At 41.3% G+C, this 14,816-nt stretch carries 18 protein-coding genes and 1 pseudogene; 15 read left to right on the top strand and 4 right to left on the bottom strand.

Going from position 1 to position 14,816, the window contains the following annotated elements:
- Positions 1–264: 264 nt before the first annotated feature.
- Entirely contained in the window at positions 265–1,434 is a 1,170-nt protein-coding gene (locus F7734_RS20775) for a fasciclin domain-containing protein (RefSeq protein WP_155746436.1), read from the top strand.
- A 52-nt stretch (positions 1,435–1,486) separates the two neighbouring features.
- On the opposite strand, the gene F7734_RS60805 is transcribed toward F7734_RS20775, so the two are convergent.
- Positions 1,487–1,738, bottom strand: a complete 252-nt coding sequence (locus F7734_RS60805) for a hypothetical protein (RefSeq protein WP_166482033.1) — start codon at positions 1,736–1,738, stop codon at positions 1,487–1,489.
- 83 nt (positions 1,739–1,821) lie between these two features.
- Between F7734_RS60805 and F7734_RS20770 the strand changes: the two genes are divergently transcribed.
- From F7734_RS20770 to F7734_RS20745, 5 genes are all read left to right on the top strand, one after another.
- The gene (locus tag F7734_RS20770) at positions 1,822–2,040 is read left to right on the top strand and encodes a type II toxin-antitoxin system prevent-host-death family antitoxin (RefSeq protein WP_155746435.1); all 219 of its coding nucleotides are present in this window, start codon (positions 1,822–1,824) and stop codon (positions 2,038–2,040) included.
- A 14-nt stretch (positions 2,041–2,054) separates the two neighbouring features.
- The gene (locus F7734_RS20765) at positions 2,055–2,333 is read left to right on the top strand and encodes a type II toxin-antitoxin system VapC family toxin (protein WP_243146992.1); all 279 of its coding nucleotides are present in this window, start codon (positions 2,055–2,057) and stop codon (positions 2,331–2,333) included.
- A 198-nt stretch (positions 2,334–2,531) separates the two neighbouring features.
- Positions 2,532–2,675 (top strand): PIN domain-containing protein, encoded by a 144-nt coding sequence (locus F7734_RS66180; RefSeq protein ID WP_347566251.1) that lies wholly within the window; start codon positions 2,532–2,534, stop codon positions 2,673–2,675.
- A 193-nt stretch (positions 2,676–2,868) separates the two neighbouring features.
- The gene (locus tag F7734_RS20755; RefSeq protein WP_155746434.1) at positions 2,869–4,335 is read left to right on the top strand and encodes an NB-ARC domain-containing protein; all 1,467 of its coding nucleotides are present in this window, start codon (positions 2,869–2,871) and stop codon (positions 4,333–4,335) included.
- A gap of 561 nt (positions 4,336–4,896) precedes the next feature.
- Complete coding sequence (locus F7734_RS20745) at positions 4,897–6,603, top strand: transposase (protein ID WP_243146991.1); 1,707 nt, start codon at positions 4,897–4,899, stop codon at positions 6,601–6,603.
- A gap of 584 nt (positions 6,604–7,187) precedes the next feature.
- Here the strand turns inward: F7734_RS20745 and F7734_RS20740 are convergent.
- Positions 7,188–7,487, bottom strand: a complete 300-nt coding sequence (locus tag F7734_RS20740; RefSeq protein ID WP_243146990.1) for a type II toxin-antitoxin system HicB family antitoxin — start codon at positions 7,485–7,487, stop codon at positions 7,188–7,190.
- A gap of 254 nt (positions 7,488–7,741) precedes the next feature.
- Here F7734_RS20740 and F7734_RS20735 point away from each other — a divergent pair, with 254 nt between their 5' ends.
- The 8 genes and pseudogenes from F7734_RS20735 to F7734_RS20700 all read left to right on the top strand — a co-directional run bounded on the left by F7734_RS20735 (position 7,742) and on the right by F7734_RS20700 (position 10,387).
- Positions 7,742–7,999: a hypothetical protein gene (locus F7734_RS20735; protein ID WP_155746433.1), complete on the top strand. Its 258-nt coding sequence runs from the start codon at positions 7,742–7,744 to the stop codon at positions 7,997–7,999.
- Positions 7,989–8,354, top strand: a complete 366-nt coding sequence (locus F7734_RS20730) for a hypothetical protein (RefSeq protein WP_347566250.1) — start codon at positions 7,989–7,991, stop codon at positions 8,352–8,354. Before F7734_RS20735 ends, F7734_RS20730 begins: the two co-directional genes overlap by 11 nt.
- Positions 8,351–8,716 carry a clan AA aspartic protease gene (locus F7734_RS20725; protein WP_166482040.1) on the top strand — a complete coding sequence of 122 codons (366 nt, stop codon included), beginning with the start codon at positions 8,351–8,353 and terminating at the stop codon, positions 8,714–8,716. Before F7734_RS20730 ends, F7734_RS20725 begins: the two co-directional genes overlap by 4 nt.
- A 72-nt stretch (positions 8,717–8,788) precedes the next feature.
- A pseudogene (locus tag F7734_RS20720) lies at positions 8,789–8,986 on the top strand (type II toxin-antitoxin system Phd/YefM family antitoxin); the annotation flags it as partial.
- A gap of 31 nt (positions 8,987–9,017) precedes the next feature.
- On the top strand, positions 9,018–9,239 hold the full coding sequence (locus F7734_RS20715) for a hypothetical protein (RefSeq protein ID WP_155746432.1): 222 nt from the start codon (positions 9,018–9,020) through the stop codon (positions 9,237–9,239).
- A 150-nt stretch (positions 9,240–9,389) separates the two neighbouring features.
- Positions 9,390–9,614 carry a hypothetical protein gene (locus F7734_RS20710; RefSeq protein WP_207714161.1) on the top strand — a complete coding sequence of 75 codons (225 nt, stop codon included), beginning with the start codon at positions 9,390–9,392 and terminating at the stop codon, positions 9,612–9,614.
- 3 nt (positions 9,615–9,617) lie between these two features.
- Positions 9,618–9,908, top strand: coding sequence for a UPF0175 family protein (locus F7734_RS20705; protein WP_155746430.1), 291 nt, complete (start codon positions 9,618–9,620; stop codon positions 9,906–9,908).
- Positions 9,905–10,387, top strand: a complete 483-nt coding sequence (locus F7734_RS20700; protein ID WP_166482032.1) for a DUF3368 domain-containing protein — start codon at positions 9,905–9,907, stop codon at positions 10,385–10,387. Before F7734_RS20705 ends, F7734_RS20700 begins: the two co-directional genes overlap by 4 nt.
- Before the next feature lie 488 nt (positions 10,388–10,875).
- Here the strand turns inward: F7734_RS20700 and F7734_RS20695 are convergent, their stop codons facing one another.
- On the bottom strand, positions 10,876–11,070 hold the full coding sequence (locus F7734_RS20695) for a type II toxin-antitoxin system RelE/ParE family toxin (protein ID WP_155746429.1): 195 nt from the start codon (positions 11,068–11,070) through the stop codon (positions 10,876–10,878).
- Complete coding sequence (locus F7734_RS20690; RefSeq protein WP_155746428.1) at positions 11,067–11,333, bottom strand: type II toxin-antitoxin system ParD family antitoxin; 267 nt, start codon at positions 11,331–11,333, stop codon at positions 11,067–11,069. Before F7734_RS20690 ends, F7734_RS20695 begins: the two co-directional genes overlap by 4 nt.
- A gap of 325 nt (positions 11,334–11,658) precedes the next feature.
- On the opposite strand from F7734_RS20690, the gene F7734_RS20685 reads away from it, so the two are divergent.
- Positions 11,659–14,544 (top strand): NB-ARC domain-containing protein, encoded by a 2,886-nt coding sequence (locus F7734_RS20685; RefSeq protein ID WP_155746427.1) that lies wholly within the window; start codon positions 11,659–11,661, stop codon positions 14,542–14,544.
- Positions 14,545–14,816 lie beyond the last annotated feature (272 nt).

Raw genomic sequence — 14,816 nt, 5'->3', positions numbered from 1 at the left:
ATATATCCTGTTCGCCTGTTGATGTCATTGAAGACCCTTATTAACTGAATTTCCTCATTGTCTTCATTTTAAGTAGCCGTTATGAACTGCGTACACTAGGGCAAATGAATTGTTTTTTATACTAAACCATGCATTTGTGTAACTCATTGCTCTGTTACCTATAGAAGCCAATTAGAGGATTGCCCTACTTCTTTTCTGAGGTTCCTTTACATGTGTAGTTTGTTTCGCAGCTCATCAGTCAGCCATATATTATTAGCTTTTGGAATGGCAGTCGCTACAGTATCTCCTGTCATGATGTCGATCCCAGCTTCAGCGCAAAATGCTGTTCCAACCCTTCTAACTTCAACATCAAAAACAAATTTTTCTGACATTAAAGCCGATTATTGGGCGCGTCCATTTATTCAAGCCATAGTTGAAAGAAATATTATAGATGGCTTTGCCGATGGTACTTTTAGACCCAATCAACCTGTAAAACGCGCAGAATTTGCGGTTATGCTTCAAAAAGCTTTTGAGCAAAAGCGGGTTCGGCAGTTAAACGCTGGAGGCTTTAAGGATGTTCCTTCTAACTACTGGGCTGCTTCTGCAATTCAGGAAGCATATGAAACAGGATTTATGCCCGGTTACCCAGCAAACTTGTTTCTTCCCAAACAGGAAGTTGGTAAGTTTGAAGCAATTGCTGCTTTGGCAAATGGTCTGGGCTTGACAGCAACTGCTCCTGCATCCAATATTCTCAATGGGTATTACACTGATGCTCCGATAATTCCTAACTACGCTGCTGATGCTGTAGCAGCAGCAACACAAGCTAACTTAGTTGTTAACTATCCCAACGTCAAGCAACTCGATCCACTAGAACCTCTAACTCGTGCCTCCGCAGCAGCGCTGTTATACCAAGCATTGGTTTGGCAAGAACGAGTAGAACCACTTCCTAGCAATATCACGACTGCTAAATATATAGTTGGTCAGGCGACTGATACCAGCAAAAATAATCAGATAACTCCTCATGATGTTGTGACGGTTACCGCATCTGATAGTTCATTTTCCATCCTTACTTCTTTGTTAAGGACAGCAGGTTTAGCAGTGATTCTGCAACACCCGAATAATTCGCTGACTCTGTTTGCTCCAACTGATGAAGCGTTTACTAAATTACCCGAAGGCACTTTAGAGTGGTTGCTACAACCACAGAATAGAGAAACACTCATTAGAATTTTGACATATCACGTGATTCCTCGGAAACGCCAAATCAATGAACTTTCTGAAGGAAAGCTAAAAACTTTTGCAGGCAAACCTGTCAATATTCAAATCAATTCTCTTACTAACCAAACGACGGTGAATAACGCAAAAATTCTTCAGTCTAATATTCAAGCAAGTAACGGAATCATTCATGTTATTAATCAAGTTTTGATTCCACCTAATGTTAATTTGAGTAAAAAATAACCTAGGCGAATGGAATTCGCGTCTATACAAGCAAAACCCACCTTCGTGGGTTTTAGTTTCTTAATTTTTGAGAAGTTTGAGTGCTAAAGCGCTGTGGAGAGATTAAAAGGGGGTTGTCTTTGTCTTTAACAATAGTGGTTTGTGCAATTCGCCAGTGACAGACTTGACATAAATGTGAAATTAAACCAAGGAGGTTAAAAAATGCTCGAGCGCAGACTGAAGTCAAGTTTAGTGTAGCCATAACTGAAATACCTGAAGGACTTAGAGTTGCAGATCGGTGTAAGGCACGTGAAGCGTTTGTCATGGAATTACTCCTTCAAGGTGAGAACTGATGAACAGTTTAGGCTGGCACAATAGTACAAGAAAAACAACGTGGGGAACTTTAAGATGAAACACCTTGAAATAAAAGAAGCAGATACGGCTCTTGCTCTTCTACTTGATGAAGTCACTACAACTCACAACGAAATTCTTATTACCCGAAATGGGATGCCTATTGCCCGTATAGTTCCCTTGACGATAAATTCTGATATACCAAACAATTATCCACTGCGCGGAATGCCAATAACAATCTCTGAAGATTTTGACGAAGCCATGCCAGAACTGTAGGATGCACTGTCTCAATGATTCTATTGGATACTCACGTGTGGCTTTGGTTACTGCACGAACCCAACCAATTATCTAGTCAAGCACAAACTATAATTAATGCAGAAGAACTACAAAATGGTTTGTTAGTATCGGCGATTTCGGTATGGGAAATTGCTGTCAAGTCAAGTATTGGGAAATTAAATTTACCATTACCTATCGAGGAGTGGTACAAATTAGCGAAAACTCATTCCGGCATTGTAATTGAACCTTTGTCACCTATAGATGCCATAGCTCCTAAGATGCACATTTTATAACCCTGATACAGCAAGGGTTTTAGAAAATGAAAAAAATGTGCGTCTTTCATATATTACTAGCGGCGATTTTCGCGGCTAGTCGGAGGCTCATATCTTGCACCATCGTCTTATTGCAAAAATCAAAGCCCAAAAAGCTTATTGTTTCGTAGGTAGGGCTAAAGCCCACCAGCCCTCCCAACAGAAGGTGCAAGATGTCAGATAGCCAGCACTCAATTACCAGGTGATTTTCACCTAGACCCAGCTGACAGGATTATAGTAGCAATTGCAAGGCGAGATGGAATATCTTTAGTCACTTGCGATACCAAAATTATAGATTATTTTCATGTGCAAACTATTTGGTAGTTTTCAACAATAATCGTTTGTGCATAAGTAAACTTTCACTTCACCTAATAAGTTATATGGAAGAGTTAGCTCGAATAAAATAGACTTTTTTTATCAGAGTTTATTTTATTTTTCAAGAAAAATTCTTGTTTTTCAACTATCTCCTTCTATTTTCCTCAATTGAGATACATCTACTTTGTTTTAGGTGAAGTTGATGAAACAAAACAGACGAAGCCGAGGTGTTATTCTCACCCTCAAAGGCTGGGATAAACTTCAAACTGCTAAAACTAAAGCCGAGTTGACCGATAATGCTCACGATGGCTTTACTTTAGAAGAACTGAGTTCGCGCATGGGTTTGTCGCTGCATACTGTCTCTAGGATACAGGGACGGTTGGAACCGATAGATAAAAGTTCGTTGCAATCTGCTTTTGCTGCTTTTGGGTTGGAGTTGTGTAAGGAAGATTATACTCGACCAAACCCTCCTAATGAATTAGAAGTGCGACGCGCTTGTCCGCAGTATGACTGGGGAGAAGCACCAAATGTCTCTGTGTTTTATGGTCGCTCTGCTGAACTGGTGCAACTACGGGAATGGATATTAGAAGAACAATGTCGTTTAGTGGCGTTGCTAGGAATCGGTGGTATTGGCAAAAGTGCCTTAGCAGTCAAGTTAGGGCTGCAAATTCAAACGGAATTTGAGGTAGTGGTGTGGCGAAGCCTGCAAAATGCGCCACCAGTAGAGGAGATTTTAACGAGCGTACTGCAATTTTTGCTGTGGACGTTGCGAAAAGAAATAGCAATCGCTCAAAGCTTTGATAGCAAAGTATCGAAGCTGATGGAATGTTTGATGAATCACCGTTGTCTGTTGATTTTAGACAATGTGGAAACTATTTTATGTAGTGGTGGTCAGGCGGGGCAATGTCGTCCTGGCTACGAAGGGTACAGTCAATTACTTAAATGCCTTGGGGAAGCACCTCATAGGAGTTGTGTCCTTCTGACTTCTAGAGAAAAACCGAGAGCGATCGTACCATTAGTTGGAGAGCGAACAGGAGTGAAATGTTTGCGATTGGGAGGATTGAGTTCCAGCGAAGGACAACAGTTATTCCAGCAGAAAGGACAATTCACGGGTACAGAACAACAGTGGCAAATGCTAATCGAGCATTATGGAGGCAATCCTTTAGCATTGAAGATGGTAGCATCTGGAACCCAAGAGCTTTTCAACGGTAAGATAGCCTCGGTTTTGGAGTACGTGGAACAGAGAGTATCGATTTTTGAGGACATTAGCGAGTTGTTAGAATGCCAAATCAACCGTTTGTCGGTGGTGGAAGAGGAAGTGATGTATTGGCTGGCAATTCATCGAGAACCAGTCTCTCTTGCCGAGTTAACTGAGGATACAGTGACATCTTCTTTCAAACGTCTCATACCTTCAGCAATCAAATCCCTGTTGCAACGCTCATTAGTTGAAAAAAACGGCGAGCATTTCTTCCTGCAACCAGTGGTGATGGAACATATCACACAGCGATTTGTTGAACGGGTTAGTCAAGAAAGGAGGGACTCGCTCATCCAGAACATCCAAACCCCTACTCCCTACCCCCCTCTTCCAAACCCATGCTTTGATAAAAGCAACAGCCAAATATTACATTCGGAAAACTCAAAAGCAAATCCTACAGCAACCGTTGCTTGAGCAATTGCTAAGGTTATTCAACCAAATGAATCCAAGGCAAAGCAGAACGAACAGTGTTAAATAGGTGTTTATCACCTGTGTAGAAATCTGCTTGAAATCTTTGAGCTAATGCTAAATAATAAGCATCATAAGCAGCAGGGAGGTTAAATTATTGCGCCACTTCTCAGGCTTGCTGATGAAGTTGGCGATCGCTGTAAAATTGAATGGGTAAATTCAGAGGTATCCGCTCAATAAGTAGGGGTAGCTACACTACACGAGTGCGCGATGCCACTTTTGTAAACAAGAACTATTGCACGTAGAGGCAATGATACAGCCACCGTTGTATCCAAAGCTGAAAGTGAGGCGTTGGCTGGGGTTCACCACTAGGGGTGAGAGGAGCATGCTTCCGAAAAAAAACACACGTAAAAAAGTATCCACGCTATCGGGGGCAATGAAAATCTTAAGCCTGTGGAGAAAATAAGAGGAACTGTGTTGATGCAAGTTTTGATGGTACGTGATTCTGGGAGTAGCACGAAAAAATAAAAAATCAAAAGGTACACATGGTGGCCTAGAATGTAAAACATGACGCAAAAACATGAGGGTGAAAAATCAAAGATTGAATTGCTGCAAGGTATTGACCCAAGAGAAATTGCCGATTCTTCGCTGCGTCAAACTATAGAAATACTGCTGAACATAATAGAAGAACTAAATGCAAAGGTAAAAAAGTTAGAAGAAGAAAACCAAAAGTTACAGGATGAGAACAACCGTCTCAAAGGAGAAAAGGGCAAGCCAGACATCAAAGCAAATAAAACTAGTGGATTCAAAAAAGACCATTCATCCGAGAAAGAACGAAAAACTCCAAGGGAGCATAGTAAAAGTAGTAAAAATGCCAACATTCAAATAGAGCGAGAAAAAATTTTAGAGTACCCTCAGTCTGAGCTACCGCCTGATGCGGAGTTTAAGGGTTACGAGGATGTAATCGTACAAGATATAGTACTTCAAACAGACAATGTACTATTCCGTAAACAGAAATTTTACTCGGCGTCAGAAGGTAAAACATACTTGGCACCATTACCTGTAGGTTATGACGGAGAATTTGGTCCGGGAGTAAAAGCATTGGTCATAAGCCTATACTATGGAGGCAATATGACTCAGGGTAAATTATTAGAATTTTTAGAGGATATTGGTATTTCGATGTCAGCAGGTTATCTATCAAACCTGCTAATTAAAAGCACTGTTGATTTTGAATCTGAGTTTAACGAAGTATATATATCAGGTCTAGAAAGTAGTACTTGGCAACACTTAGACCAAACGTCGGCACGTGTCAAAGGGATAAATTACACTACCAACGTAGTTTGTAACCCGTTGTACACAGTATACTCAACGACATTAAAAAAAGATAGATTAAGTGTACTAGGGGTATTACAGAATAAACCAGAGCTTGATTTTCTTCTCAATCAGCTTACCTACGAGTTATTGGATACTTTAAATATACCCACTAAATGGATTAATCAGCTCAAATTATTGCCTCAAGAAACAGTATTCACAGAGTCAGAGTTTAGTTTTCTACTGGATACATATTTAAGCAAACTAGGGTCTCAACATCGTACTCGTGTATTAGAAGCAGCAGCAATTAGTTTTTACCATCAGCAAACCGACATTCCAATAATACAGCTCCTCGTATGCGATGATGCTCCTCAATTCAAGCTATTAACTGATAATTTAGCTTTCTGTTGGGTGCATGAAGGACGGCACTACAAAAAATTGACTCCATTTGTTGCTTACCACCAAAAGATTTTAGACGATTTCCTGACAGAGTTTTGGAATTACTACCGAGAATTACTGGCTTATAAAGATTCTCCAAGCCAAAAGAAAAAACTTGAGCTTGAGTCAAAGTTTTGGGAAATTTTCGGTACTGAAACTGGTTATGGGCAGTTGGATGAGCGAAAACGGTTAACAGCAGCGAAAGTATCTGAACTGTTATTAGTATTAGAATATCCAGAACTGCCGTTACATAATAATCCTGCTGAACTGGCGGCTAGAACAATGGTGCAACGACGCAACATTAGCTATGCGACTCAAACGATTGAGGGTACTAAAGCTTGGGACATTTTTATGTCTCTTGTTGCGACTACTCGTAAATTGGGAGTCAGCTTTTTCAAATATATGCAAGACCGGATTTCTCAGAATTACGAAATTCCCTCTTTGGGAAATGTTATTAGAGATAAATATTTTCTTATGCATCAGCCAGAGTCATGGCTTGAAGAACTATTTTGGATGTCAGGATAAACACAAAGGAGATGTTAATCCACTTATCAAATTAAAAACTCACTACATTTGAGTGTGCTTGTAATCGTGCTGCCTAAAAATTTCTTTGTTCGTTGGTGCAAAAGTCGCCAGGAACATTGGTGCGCTTAAAAGTGCATTTTTGCACTAGTACCGTGCGGCGTCAATACATATACTATTTTTCAGCCTTGCATTCCACCGAATTTTCGGAACTTTTAACGAACCGCGTTCTGATCTTGAGGTCCCAATCCCCATAGAGACGCACAAAACAACTTCGGTCTTTCTTCAAACTTCACACCGATGTTCAATCATGGCTATTGCTTTTCACTCGTGCATCGCCCGTTGACTGGATTGGGTGATGTCCGATCGCCTGTTTACCGGATTGGGTGATGTCCGATCGCCTGTTTACCGGGTTGGGTGATGTCCGATCGCAATTCTACCGCATGGGGTTGAGCGCACATCCCTATACCACCCGAAGCGTTAGTCAGATAAAAGACGTTTTTGTCAACAGGGCACGCCCGCGCTTTATAGTAGTTCCTCCCATTCTGATTCTATATTCTGATTCCACAGCTTTGGGGTCAGACCCATCAAGATCCCACAGTATCCTCCACTCTCGACCGTATCAGCCCGCTACCCCAACTTATTGAGCCGATACTAGTTCTTGATGGTTGGAGTTCAAAAGTGACCAGTAGAGAAGGTTTATCTACTAAGTCAAATTGAGTTGAATCTTCGTCTTCTAAATGCAAAGCGACTGCCTCACGAAGGTTATGCACAACTTCATCCAAAGTATCTCCCTGAGTTACCACGGAAACTTCTAGACATTCTGCTACGTATCCGTGCTGTTCACCTGGTTGAATGACTGCTCTAATATTCTGCTTCAACTCCATAAGCCATCTTAAAAATACAAGAATTTATTAAGTTAGGTTATACTTTTATACTACACCATTAACTATAAATAATTCGTATCCGCTCAATAAATTAGGAGTTGTGACAGCGAATGCATTCCTTGAGGTGTCCTTGCTCCGCTTGGCGTAATTTGAGAAAACATTATGTCTCTAGTTTCAAATATAATGAAACCTGTTTGCGGGAGCGACACAGGAATTCTAGACTTGAATTTTTGATAAAACGAGGTAAGCACTTGATGAAAGCAATTGAAGTCACTGGCAAAATTGATGATGGGGGAAACCTGATTTTAGATAAACCGATAAAAGGAGCAACTTATCCTCATCAAGTTCGGGTCATTATTTTGGTTCCAGAATCAGTAGAAGCAGAAGATCTCGCTCCGGATGATACACCCGTCGAGGAAATCAAAGCTAGCTTGAGAAGAGCTTTACAGCAAGTCAAAGCTGGAGAAACTAGACCAATCAGCGAGCTATGGAATAGAATTGATGCAGAATGATGTATCTAGGCGCATTTTTCCTCTGTGCGATATCATAGAAGCGACGGGTAAAGGCAAGCTGAGATACAAAGAAGAGGTATTTATGCAAATCATGCTTTTGAGCCACGAAGAGGTGGCAAAAATTGCAGAACGTATGTACTCAGATAGCATTCGACAAAAAGTAGAATCAAAAGAAAATATCGGCAAGATGGTAATCATTGATATTGGGTCGGGTGACTACGAAGTAGATAAAAACGGTTTACATGCAGCAAACAGATTGAGTGAAAAACATCCAGACGCACGGCTTTATGGAATTCGCATTGGCTATAACGTCGCGGCTTCACTGGGTGGCGTAATGGAGCGTGTTTGCGAGTGATTTCTGGTATTGTTACTGCTGGACACGCGATTATCACTGTGATGTTCCGTATTCCTAATCGGGCAGACTTGCCAATTGAATTTGTTGTAGATACAGGATTTACAGATGAGCTTTGCTTACCACCAGAAGCAATAGCTTTATTGGGATTGCGCTTTAAGTATGCCATGCCTGCTAATTTAGCCGATAACAGTCAAGTTGTACTGCCAGTTCACGAGGCTATTATCCTTTGGAACGGTGAGGAGCGTGATGTTCGCGTACTTGCTACAGGACGAAGACCTTTAGTTGGAACCGCATTGCTGGAAGAACACGAGCTGGTTGTGCAGTTTACAGAAGGTGGATTGGTGACAATTGATGAATTGTAGTACCAGAAATGACGAAAAATTCATCAATAAAACGCTCCCCAGCATCAATATTGCGCGGCTCTTGCTCTTCTACTTGATGAAGTCACTACAACTCACAACGAAGTTCTGATTACCCGAAATGGGATGCCTATTGCCCGTATACTTCCCTTGACGATAAATTCTGATGTACCACACAATTATCCACTGCAGGGAATGCCAATAACAATCTTTGAAGATTTTGACGAAGCCATGCCAGAACTTTGGGATGCACTGTCTCAAGGATTCTATTAGATCCCCACGTTCCGGCATTGTAATTGAGCCTTTGTCACCTATAGATAATCACAGTGAAAGCTGTTTATCCTTCTATCCTCATCAAGTTCGGATCATTATTTTGGTTCCAGAATCAGTAGAAGCAGAAGATCTCGATCCGGATGATACACCTGTCGAGGAAATCAAAGCTAGCTTGAAAAGAGCTTTACAGCAAGTCAAAGCTGGAGAAACTAGACCAATCAGCGAGCTATGGAATAGAATTGATGCAGAATAACGATGTGGTTGTAATTCAGTTTGCTACGGAATTGGAAGAAGAAATTAGAGAGTTACTATCTGAGTTTTATCCTCATGAAGGATAGCTGACTGGAGAGCCATACTTTAGTAGTAACACTTTGAGCTACGAAGAAGATTGGTTTGGGTGAATGTGCTACAAGTATTTTATGGTCGTTCTGCTGAACTGGTGCAACTACGAAAATGGGTGTTAGAACAACAGTGTCGTTTAGTGGCGTTGTTAGGAATTGGTGGCATTGGTAAAAGGTATGCTTTCAGTTCCGTTTCAGAGGAATCTGCTTTTGCTGCTTTTGGGTTGGAGTTGCGTCTCGCCAGCAACAGACTTGACATAAATGTTAAATTAAAGCAAGGAGGTTAAAAAATGCTGGAATCAAAGACTGAAGTCAAGTTTACTGTAGCCCTAACTGAAATACCTGAAGAACTTAGAGTTGCAGCTCAGTGTAAGGCACGTGAAGCGTTTGTCATGGAATTACTCCGTCAAGGTGAGATTAGCGCTGGTAGGGCAGCAGAATTACTAGAAGTCAATCGCTCGCAACTATCGGAATTGATGTATCAGTACAAAATATCTCCTTTTGATGGCACAATGACTGCCGAAGATTTGCAACAAGAGGTAGCTGAATATCTTGAAGATTTGAGGAAATTTTCTGTGTGATTGTTGTATCTGACACTACACCTCTGAGTGAATTGGCTAAAGTTGGGCATCTGCTCCTATTAAAAGATGTATCTAGGCGCATTATCATTCCTACAGAAGTCTACAATGAGTTGATAGCAGCAGATAACCCCTTGATTACAGCAGTACCTTTAGAAAATTGGATTGAAGTACGACAAGTTATTGATACACAGAAAGTAGTAACACTTCGAGCTACAAAGAAGATTGGTTTAGGTGAATGTGCTGCAATAACTCTTGCTGAAGAAATAGGTGCAACACGGATTTTAGTTGATGACCTTGCAGCACGAAGAGAAGCCTTGGCAAGAGGTTTGTCTGTTATTGGTACGGTAGGTATACTAATAATTGCTAAACAGCAGGGTTTAATTCCCAGCATAAAAGAAGTCTTAGACGATCTTATTGCCAACGGTACATACATCAGTCAACAACTTTACCAACAAGCTTTAACTGCTGTAGGAGAGTAAACTTCAAATGCCCTCGTTTATGAGGTTTTTTTTCATTACCGCTCAGTTTTGCATCGAAGTGCTATAACTCTTGCTGTTAATTGTGGAGAGTTGCAAGCAGCAGAACGTTTAATTGTTCGCTTGGTTCCGCGATCTCCTTGATAAGTATGAATAAACGGCTTTTTCCTGTCCACCTACTTACTATAGGCTAGCACTATAATTTTACTGTACCAGCCTATCCTTTCGTATCCGCTCGATAGATCGGGAGTTTTGACAGCGAATGCCTTCTTTTATGTTATGTAATTATTGATGCTACATTCTGCTATATAACCGTGCTGTTCCCCTAGATGAATGACTGCTCAAATATTCTGCTTCAACTCCATAAGTCATCTTAAAAATACAAGAATTTTACTAAGTTAGGTTACGCTTTTATGCTACATCATTAAATATAAATATAGCCGTTTTCGCTTGAATGAAGTGCAGATTTATCTGTGTTTATCTGCGATTCCTTAATTATTTGATGTGCATCCACTTGAAAATTTAGCATAACTGCGTCCCATGTTGGGGAAGTTCGCAAGTTTTCTGCATTTTTTATTAAACTCATCAATAAAACGCTCCCCAGCATCAATATTACGGCTCGTAAAATAATCAATAATTTCTTCCAAATCTTGATTAGCTTCTGGGGAGATAATGTGTTGTTTCATCCTTGATTCTCTCTAGCTTTACGCAATTTCTCCCGCAGTCGCTCAACGACAACTTCCCCGTCAATACCTTCACCTCTCTCTAACTGTTCCGCAGCGACTTCTACTTTTTGACGGGTTTCCTCAATCCAATTTTGATAGCCTTTTTCCCAATCCCTCAATAGTTTCAGTGCTTTACTAATAACTGCTTCTGGATTGTCGTATTTACCTCCAGCAATTTGTGTTTGAATAAATTGCTCTTCTTCGGGCTTAAGTTGGATGTTCATAATTTTTATTTATTGTGGATTGGCTCTGTACCTCTATTATGGTGCAACACTTTGTTATATAGCAGTCCTAAATGATTTACAAACACCTCTTCCTTGTCTTCCTTGTCTCCCTTGTTTGGATCTCAAATAGGATTGCTATATTTTATTTGCTAATCATGAGGTTGTTTTTTTCTCAACAAAACCGTCAGCAGTTTTCGGCTATTATATATTATATAACTTCATTTTTTGTAAGGCTGCTTAATACACTTCAGGGGCTGTGTACCTCAAAGCCAAACTTACCCAAAAGCTCTATTAAGATGCATCTACTTTGTTCTAGGTAACGTTGATGAAACACAACAGACGAAGCCGAGGTTTTATCCTCACTCTCAAAGGCTGGGATAAACTTCAAGCATCCATTACTAAAGCCGATTTGACTGATAATGCTCAATTAGGCTTTACTTTGGAGGAACTGAGTTCGCGCATGGGTTTAGCGCTGCACACTGTCTCCAGGATACAGGGGCGCAGTGAACCAGTAGATAAAAGTTCGTTGCAATCTGCTTTTGCTGCTTTTGAGTTGGAGTTGTGTGAAGAAGATTATACCCGCCCAAACCCTCCTAACGAATTGGAAGTGCGACGCGCTTATCCACAGTATGATTGGGGAGAAGCACCGAGTGTATCTGTATTTTATGGTCGCTCTATTGAACTGGTGCAACTACGGGAATGGGTGTTAGAACAACAGTGTCGTTTAGTAGCATTGTTAGGAATTGGTGGTATTGGCAAAAGTAGCTTAGCAGTTAAGTTAGGGCTACAAATTCAAACAGAATTTGAGGCAGTGGTGTGGCGAAGCTTGCAAAATGCGCCACCAGTAGAGGAGATTTTAACGAGCATACTGCAATTCCTGCTGTGGGCATTGCGAAAAGAAATAGCGATCGCTCAAAGTTTTGATGGCAAAGTCTCAAAGCTGATGGAATGTTTGATGTACCACCGTTGTCTTGTGATTTTAGACAATGTGGAGACGATTTTATCAAGTGGCGATCGCGCAGGACAATGCCGTCCTGGGTATGAGGGGTACACTCAATTACTTAAATGCCTTGGGGAAGCACCTCACAGGAGTTGCGTCCTGCTGACTTCTAGAGAAAAACCAAGAGAAATGATACCGTTAGAAGGAGAGAATACAGGAGTGCGAAGTCTCCAACTAAGGGGATTAAATCCTACCGAGGGACAACAGTTATTCCAGCAGAAAGGACAGTTTGCGGGTACAGAACGAGAATGGCAGGTACTTATCGAGCATTATGGGGGCAATCCTTTAGCACTTAAGATGGTAGCATCTGGAACCCAAGAGCTTTTTAACGGTAAGATAGCCTCTGTTTTGGAGTATGTGCAACAGGGGATATTGATTTTTGAGGACATCGGCGACTTGTTGGAATCCCAGTTCAACCGTTTGTCGGTGGTGCAAGAGGAAGTCATGTATTGGTTAGCAATTCATCGAGAGCCAGTATCTCTCGCCGAGTTAGCTCAGGATATAGTGATATCTGCTTCTAAGCGTCAATTACCGCAAGCAATCAAATCCCTGTTGCAACGCTCGTTAGTTGAAAAAAGCGGCGAGCATTTCTTCCTGCAACCAGTAGTGATGGAATATACCACACAGCGATTGATTGAACGGGTTTGTCAAGAAATTAGGGAATGGGGCATTGAGCATCGGGCATCGGGTGTAGCGTTTGAAAACCAATGCCCTACTCCCCTATTCCAAACCCATGCTTTGATGAAGGCTACAGCCAAAGATTACATTCGGGAGACACAAAGACAACTCATTATACAACCCTTGCTCGAGCAATTGCTAATGGAATTAGGCAGTCAACAAAAGCTTGTTCAAACGTTGCAGGATGTACTAGAGCAGCAAAGACATCAAGCAGCAAGACTAGCAGGATATGTGGGGGGTAATATTGTTAATTTGCTAGCACATATGCAAGTAGATTTACGAGGGTCTGACTTCTCAAATTTAACAATTTGGCAAGCTGACTTACAGCGTGTAAATCTAGCTGGAGCTAATTTCCAGTCTTCCGCTTTCGATCGCTGTGTATTTGCAGAAAAATTAACTAGTGTGAGGTCAGTAGCATTTAGTCCAAATGGCAAATTGTTAGCCATAAGTGACATTGATGGATACATTTACTTACGCAGCACCTCGGATTATCAACACCTTTTAACACTTCAAGGGCATCGGCATCATAGTTTGACATCATCTGTTACTTTTAGTCCCGATGGCAATATCTTGGCAAGTAGTAGTGATGATAATGCTGTTGAGTTGTGGGATACTCAAACAGGTAACAGCTTAAAAGTTTTACAAGAGCACACTGCACCGATTTGGTCGATCGCTTGGAGTCCTGATGGTTGTCAAATAGCAACTAGTAGTTACGATCGCACTATCCGCTTGTGGGATGTGAATACTGGCAATTGCGTCAGAATTTTTCAAGGTCACACCCATGCAGTATCGGCAGTCAGCTTTAGTCCAGATGGTTGTACCTTGGCAAGTGGCAGTCATGACTGTACGGTGAGGGTGTGGGATGTTGCGACAGGTGAAACCTTAAAAGTTTTGCAAGGTCATGCGACTTGGGTCAGTGGAGTCAGTTATGCACTTAGAACAGATTTAAGTCACAGTCCAGAGGTTACGCTTTTAGCAAGTTGCTGTTTTGACGGTTCCATTCGCCTGTGGGATTCCCAAACTGGTACTTGCCTCAAGGTGTTAAAGTATGATACAAATCACGCATTGTTGACACTCAGTTTTGCTCCAGATAATCGGACTTTGGCAAGTGGTAGCGATGACTGTTCAATTTATTTATGGGATGTGCAGCAAGATGAGTGCTGCTTGGTGTTGTGTGGTCACACCCATCGCGTGTGGTCAGTGTGTTGGAGTCATGATGGTAACATTTTAGCAAGTGGCTCTCAGGATGGTACTGTGAGGTTATGGGATGTGCAGCAAGCTACGTGCCTTAAGGTATTGCAAGGACATACAAATGAGGTTTGGTCTGTAGCTTGGAGTCCGGATGGTTGTACCTTATTAAGTGGTAGTACGGATGAGACGATGAGGCTTTGGGATATAGATACTGGGGAATGTACAAAAATATTGAGAAGCGATCGTCTTTACGAGGGTATGAATATTGCGGGTGTAACTGGGTTGAAAGCAGCACAGAGATCAGTGCTCTTGGCTTTGGGGGCGGTGGAAGGTGTGGGGTAGGTTTTATGGTAGGCAATATCGTGTATGTTATTTTGTAAAAAATGCTTGGGGAAATTTGAAAACTAAGCAATGAATCGAGGATTTTTCAAGCTATATAGCTTCTAGGTTTGCTCTGGAGACTTTTTTTCAGCAGACTCTAACTCAATTGCGACACTATCCATTGCCATAACCTACTAAGCTGCTGTTTTACCTTCTGGTAGATTGAGTAGAGAGTATTCATCAGCCAAGAGGAAAATGATTCAAGAGAGGCTATAATAACTCTCCTTATACCC

Source organism: Scytonema sp. UIC 10036 (assembly GCF_009725235.1).
This window is presented reverse-complemented; position numbering and strand designations above follow the sequence as displayed.

Excerpts from the sequence above, each read along its gene's own strand:
- F7734_RS20775 (WP_155746436.1), top strand. The coding sequence starts at position 265 with ATGGCAGTCGCTACAGTATCTCCTGTCATGATGTCGATCCCAGCTTCA.
- F7734_RS20690 (WP_155746428.1), bottom strand. The coding sequence starts at position 11,333 with ATGAACATCCAACTTAAGCCCGAAGAAGAGCAATTTATTCAAACACAA.
- F7734_RS20685 (WP_155746427.1), top strand. The coding sequence starts at position 11,659 with ATGAAACACAACAGACGAAGCCGAGGTTTTATCCTCACTCTCAAAGGC.
- F7734_RS20730 (WP_347566250.1), top strand. The coding sequence starts at position 7,989 with ATGCAGAATGATGTATCTAGGCGCATTTTTCCTCTGTGCGATATCATA.
- F7734_RS20705 (WP_155746430.1), top strand. The coding sequence starts at position 9,618 with ATGCTGGAATCAAAGACTGAAGTCAAGTTTACTGTAGCCCTAACTGAA.
- F7734_RS20755 (WP_155746434.1), top strand. The coding sequence starts at position 2,869 with ATGAAACAAAACAGACGAAGCCGAGGTGTTATTCTCACCCTCAAAGGC.
- F7734_RS20770 (WP_155746435.1), top strand. The coding sequence starts at position 1,822 with ATGAAACACCTTGAAATAAAAGAAGCAGATACGGCTCTTGCTCTTCTA.
- F7734_RS20740 (WP_243146990.1), bottom strand. The coding sequence starts at position 7,487 with ATGGAGTTGAAGCAGAATATTAGAGCAGTCATTCAACCAGGTGAACAG.
- F7734_RS20735 (WP_155746433.1), top strand. The coding sequence starts at position 7,742 with ATGAAAGCAATTGAAGTCACTGGCAAAATTGATGATGGGGGAAACCTG.
- F7734_RS20695 (WP_155746429.1), bottom strand. The coding sequence starts at position 11,070 with ATGAAACAACACATTATCTCCCCAGAAGCTAATCAAGATTTGGAAGAA.
- F7734_RS20765 (WP_243146992.1), top strand. The coding sequence starts at position 2,055 with ATGATTCTATTGGATACTCACGTGTGGCTTTGGTTACTGCACGAACCC.
- F7734_RS60805 (WP_166482033.1), bottom strand. The coding sequence starts at position 1,738 with ATGACAAACGCTTCACGTGCCTTACACCGATCTGCAACTCTAAGTCCT.
- F7734_RS20745 (WP_243146991.1), top strand. The coding sequence starts at position 4,897 with ATGACGCAAAAACATGAGGGTGAAAAATCAAAGATTGAATTGCTGCAA.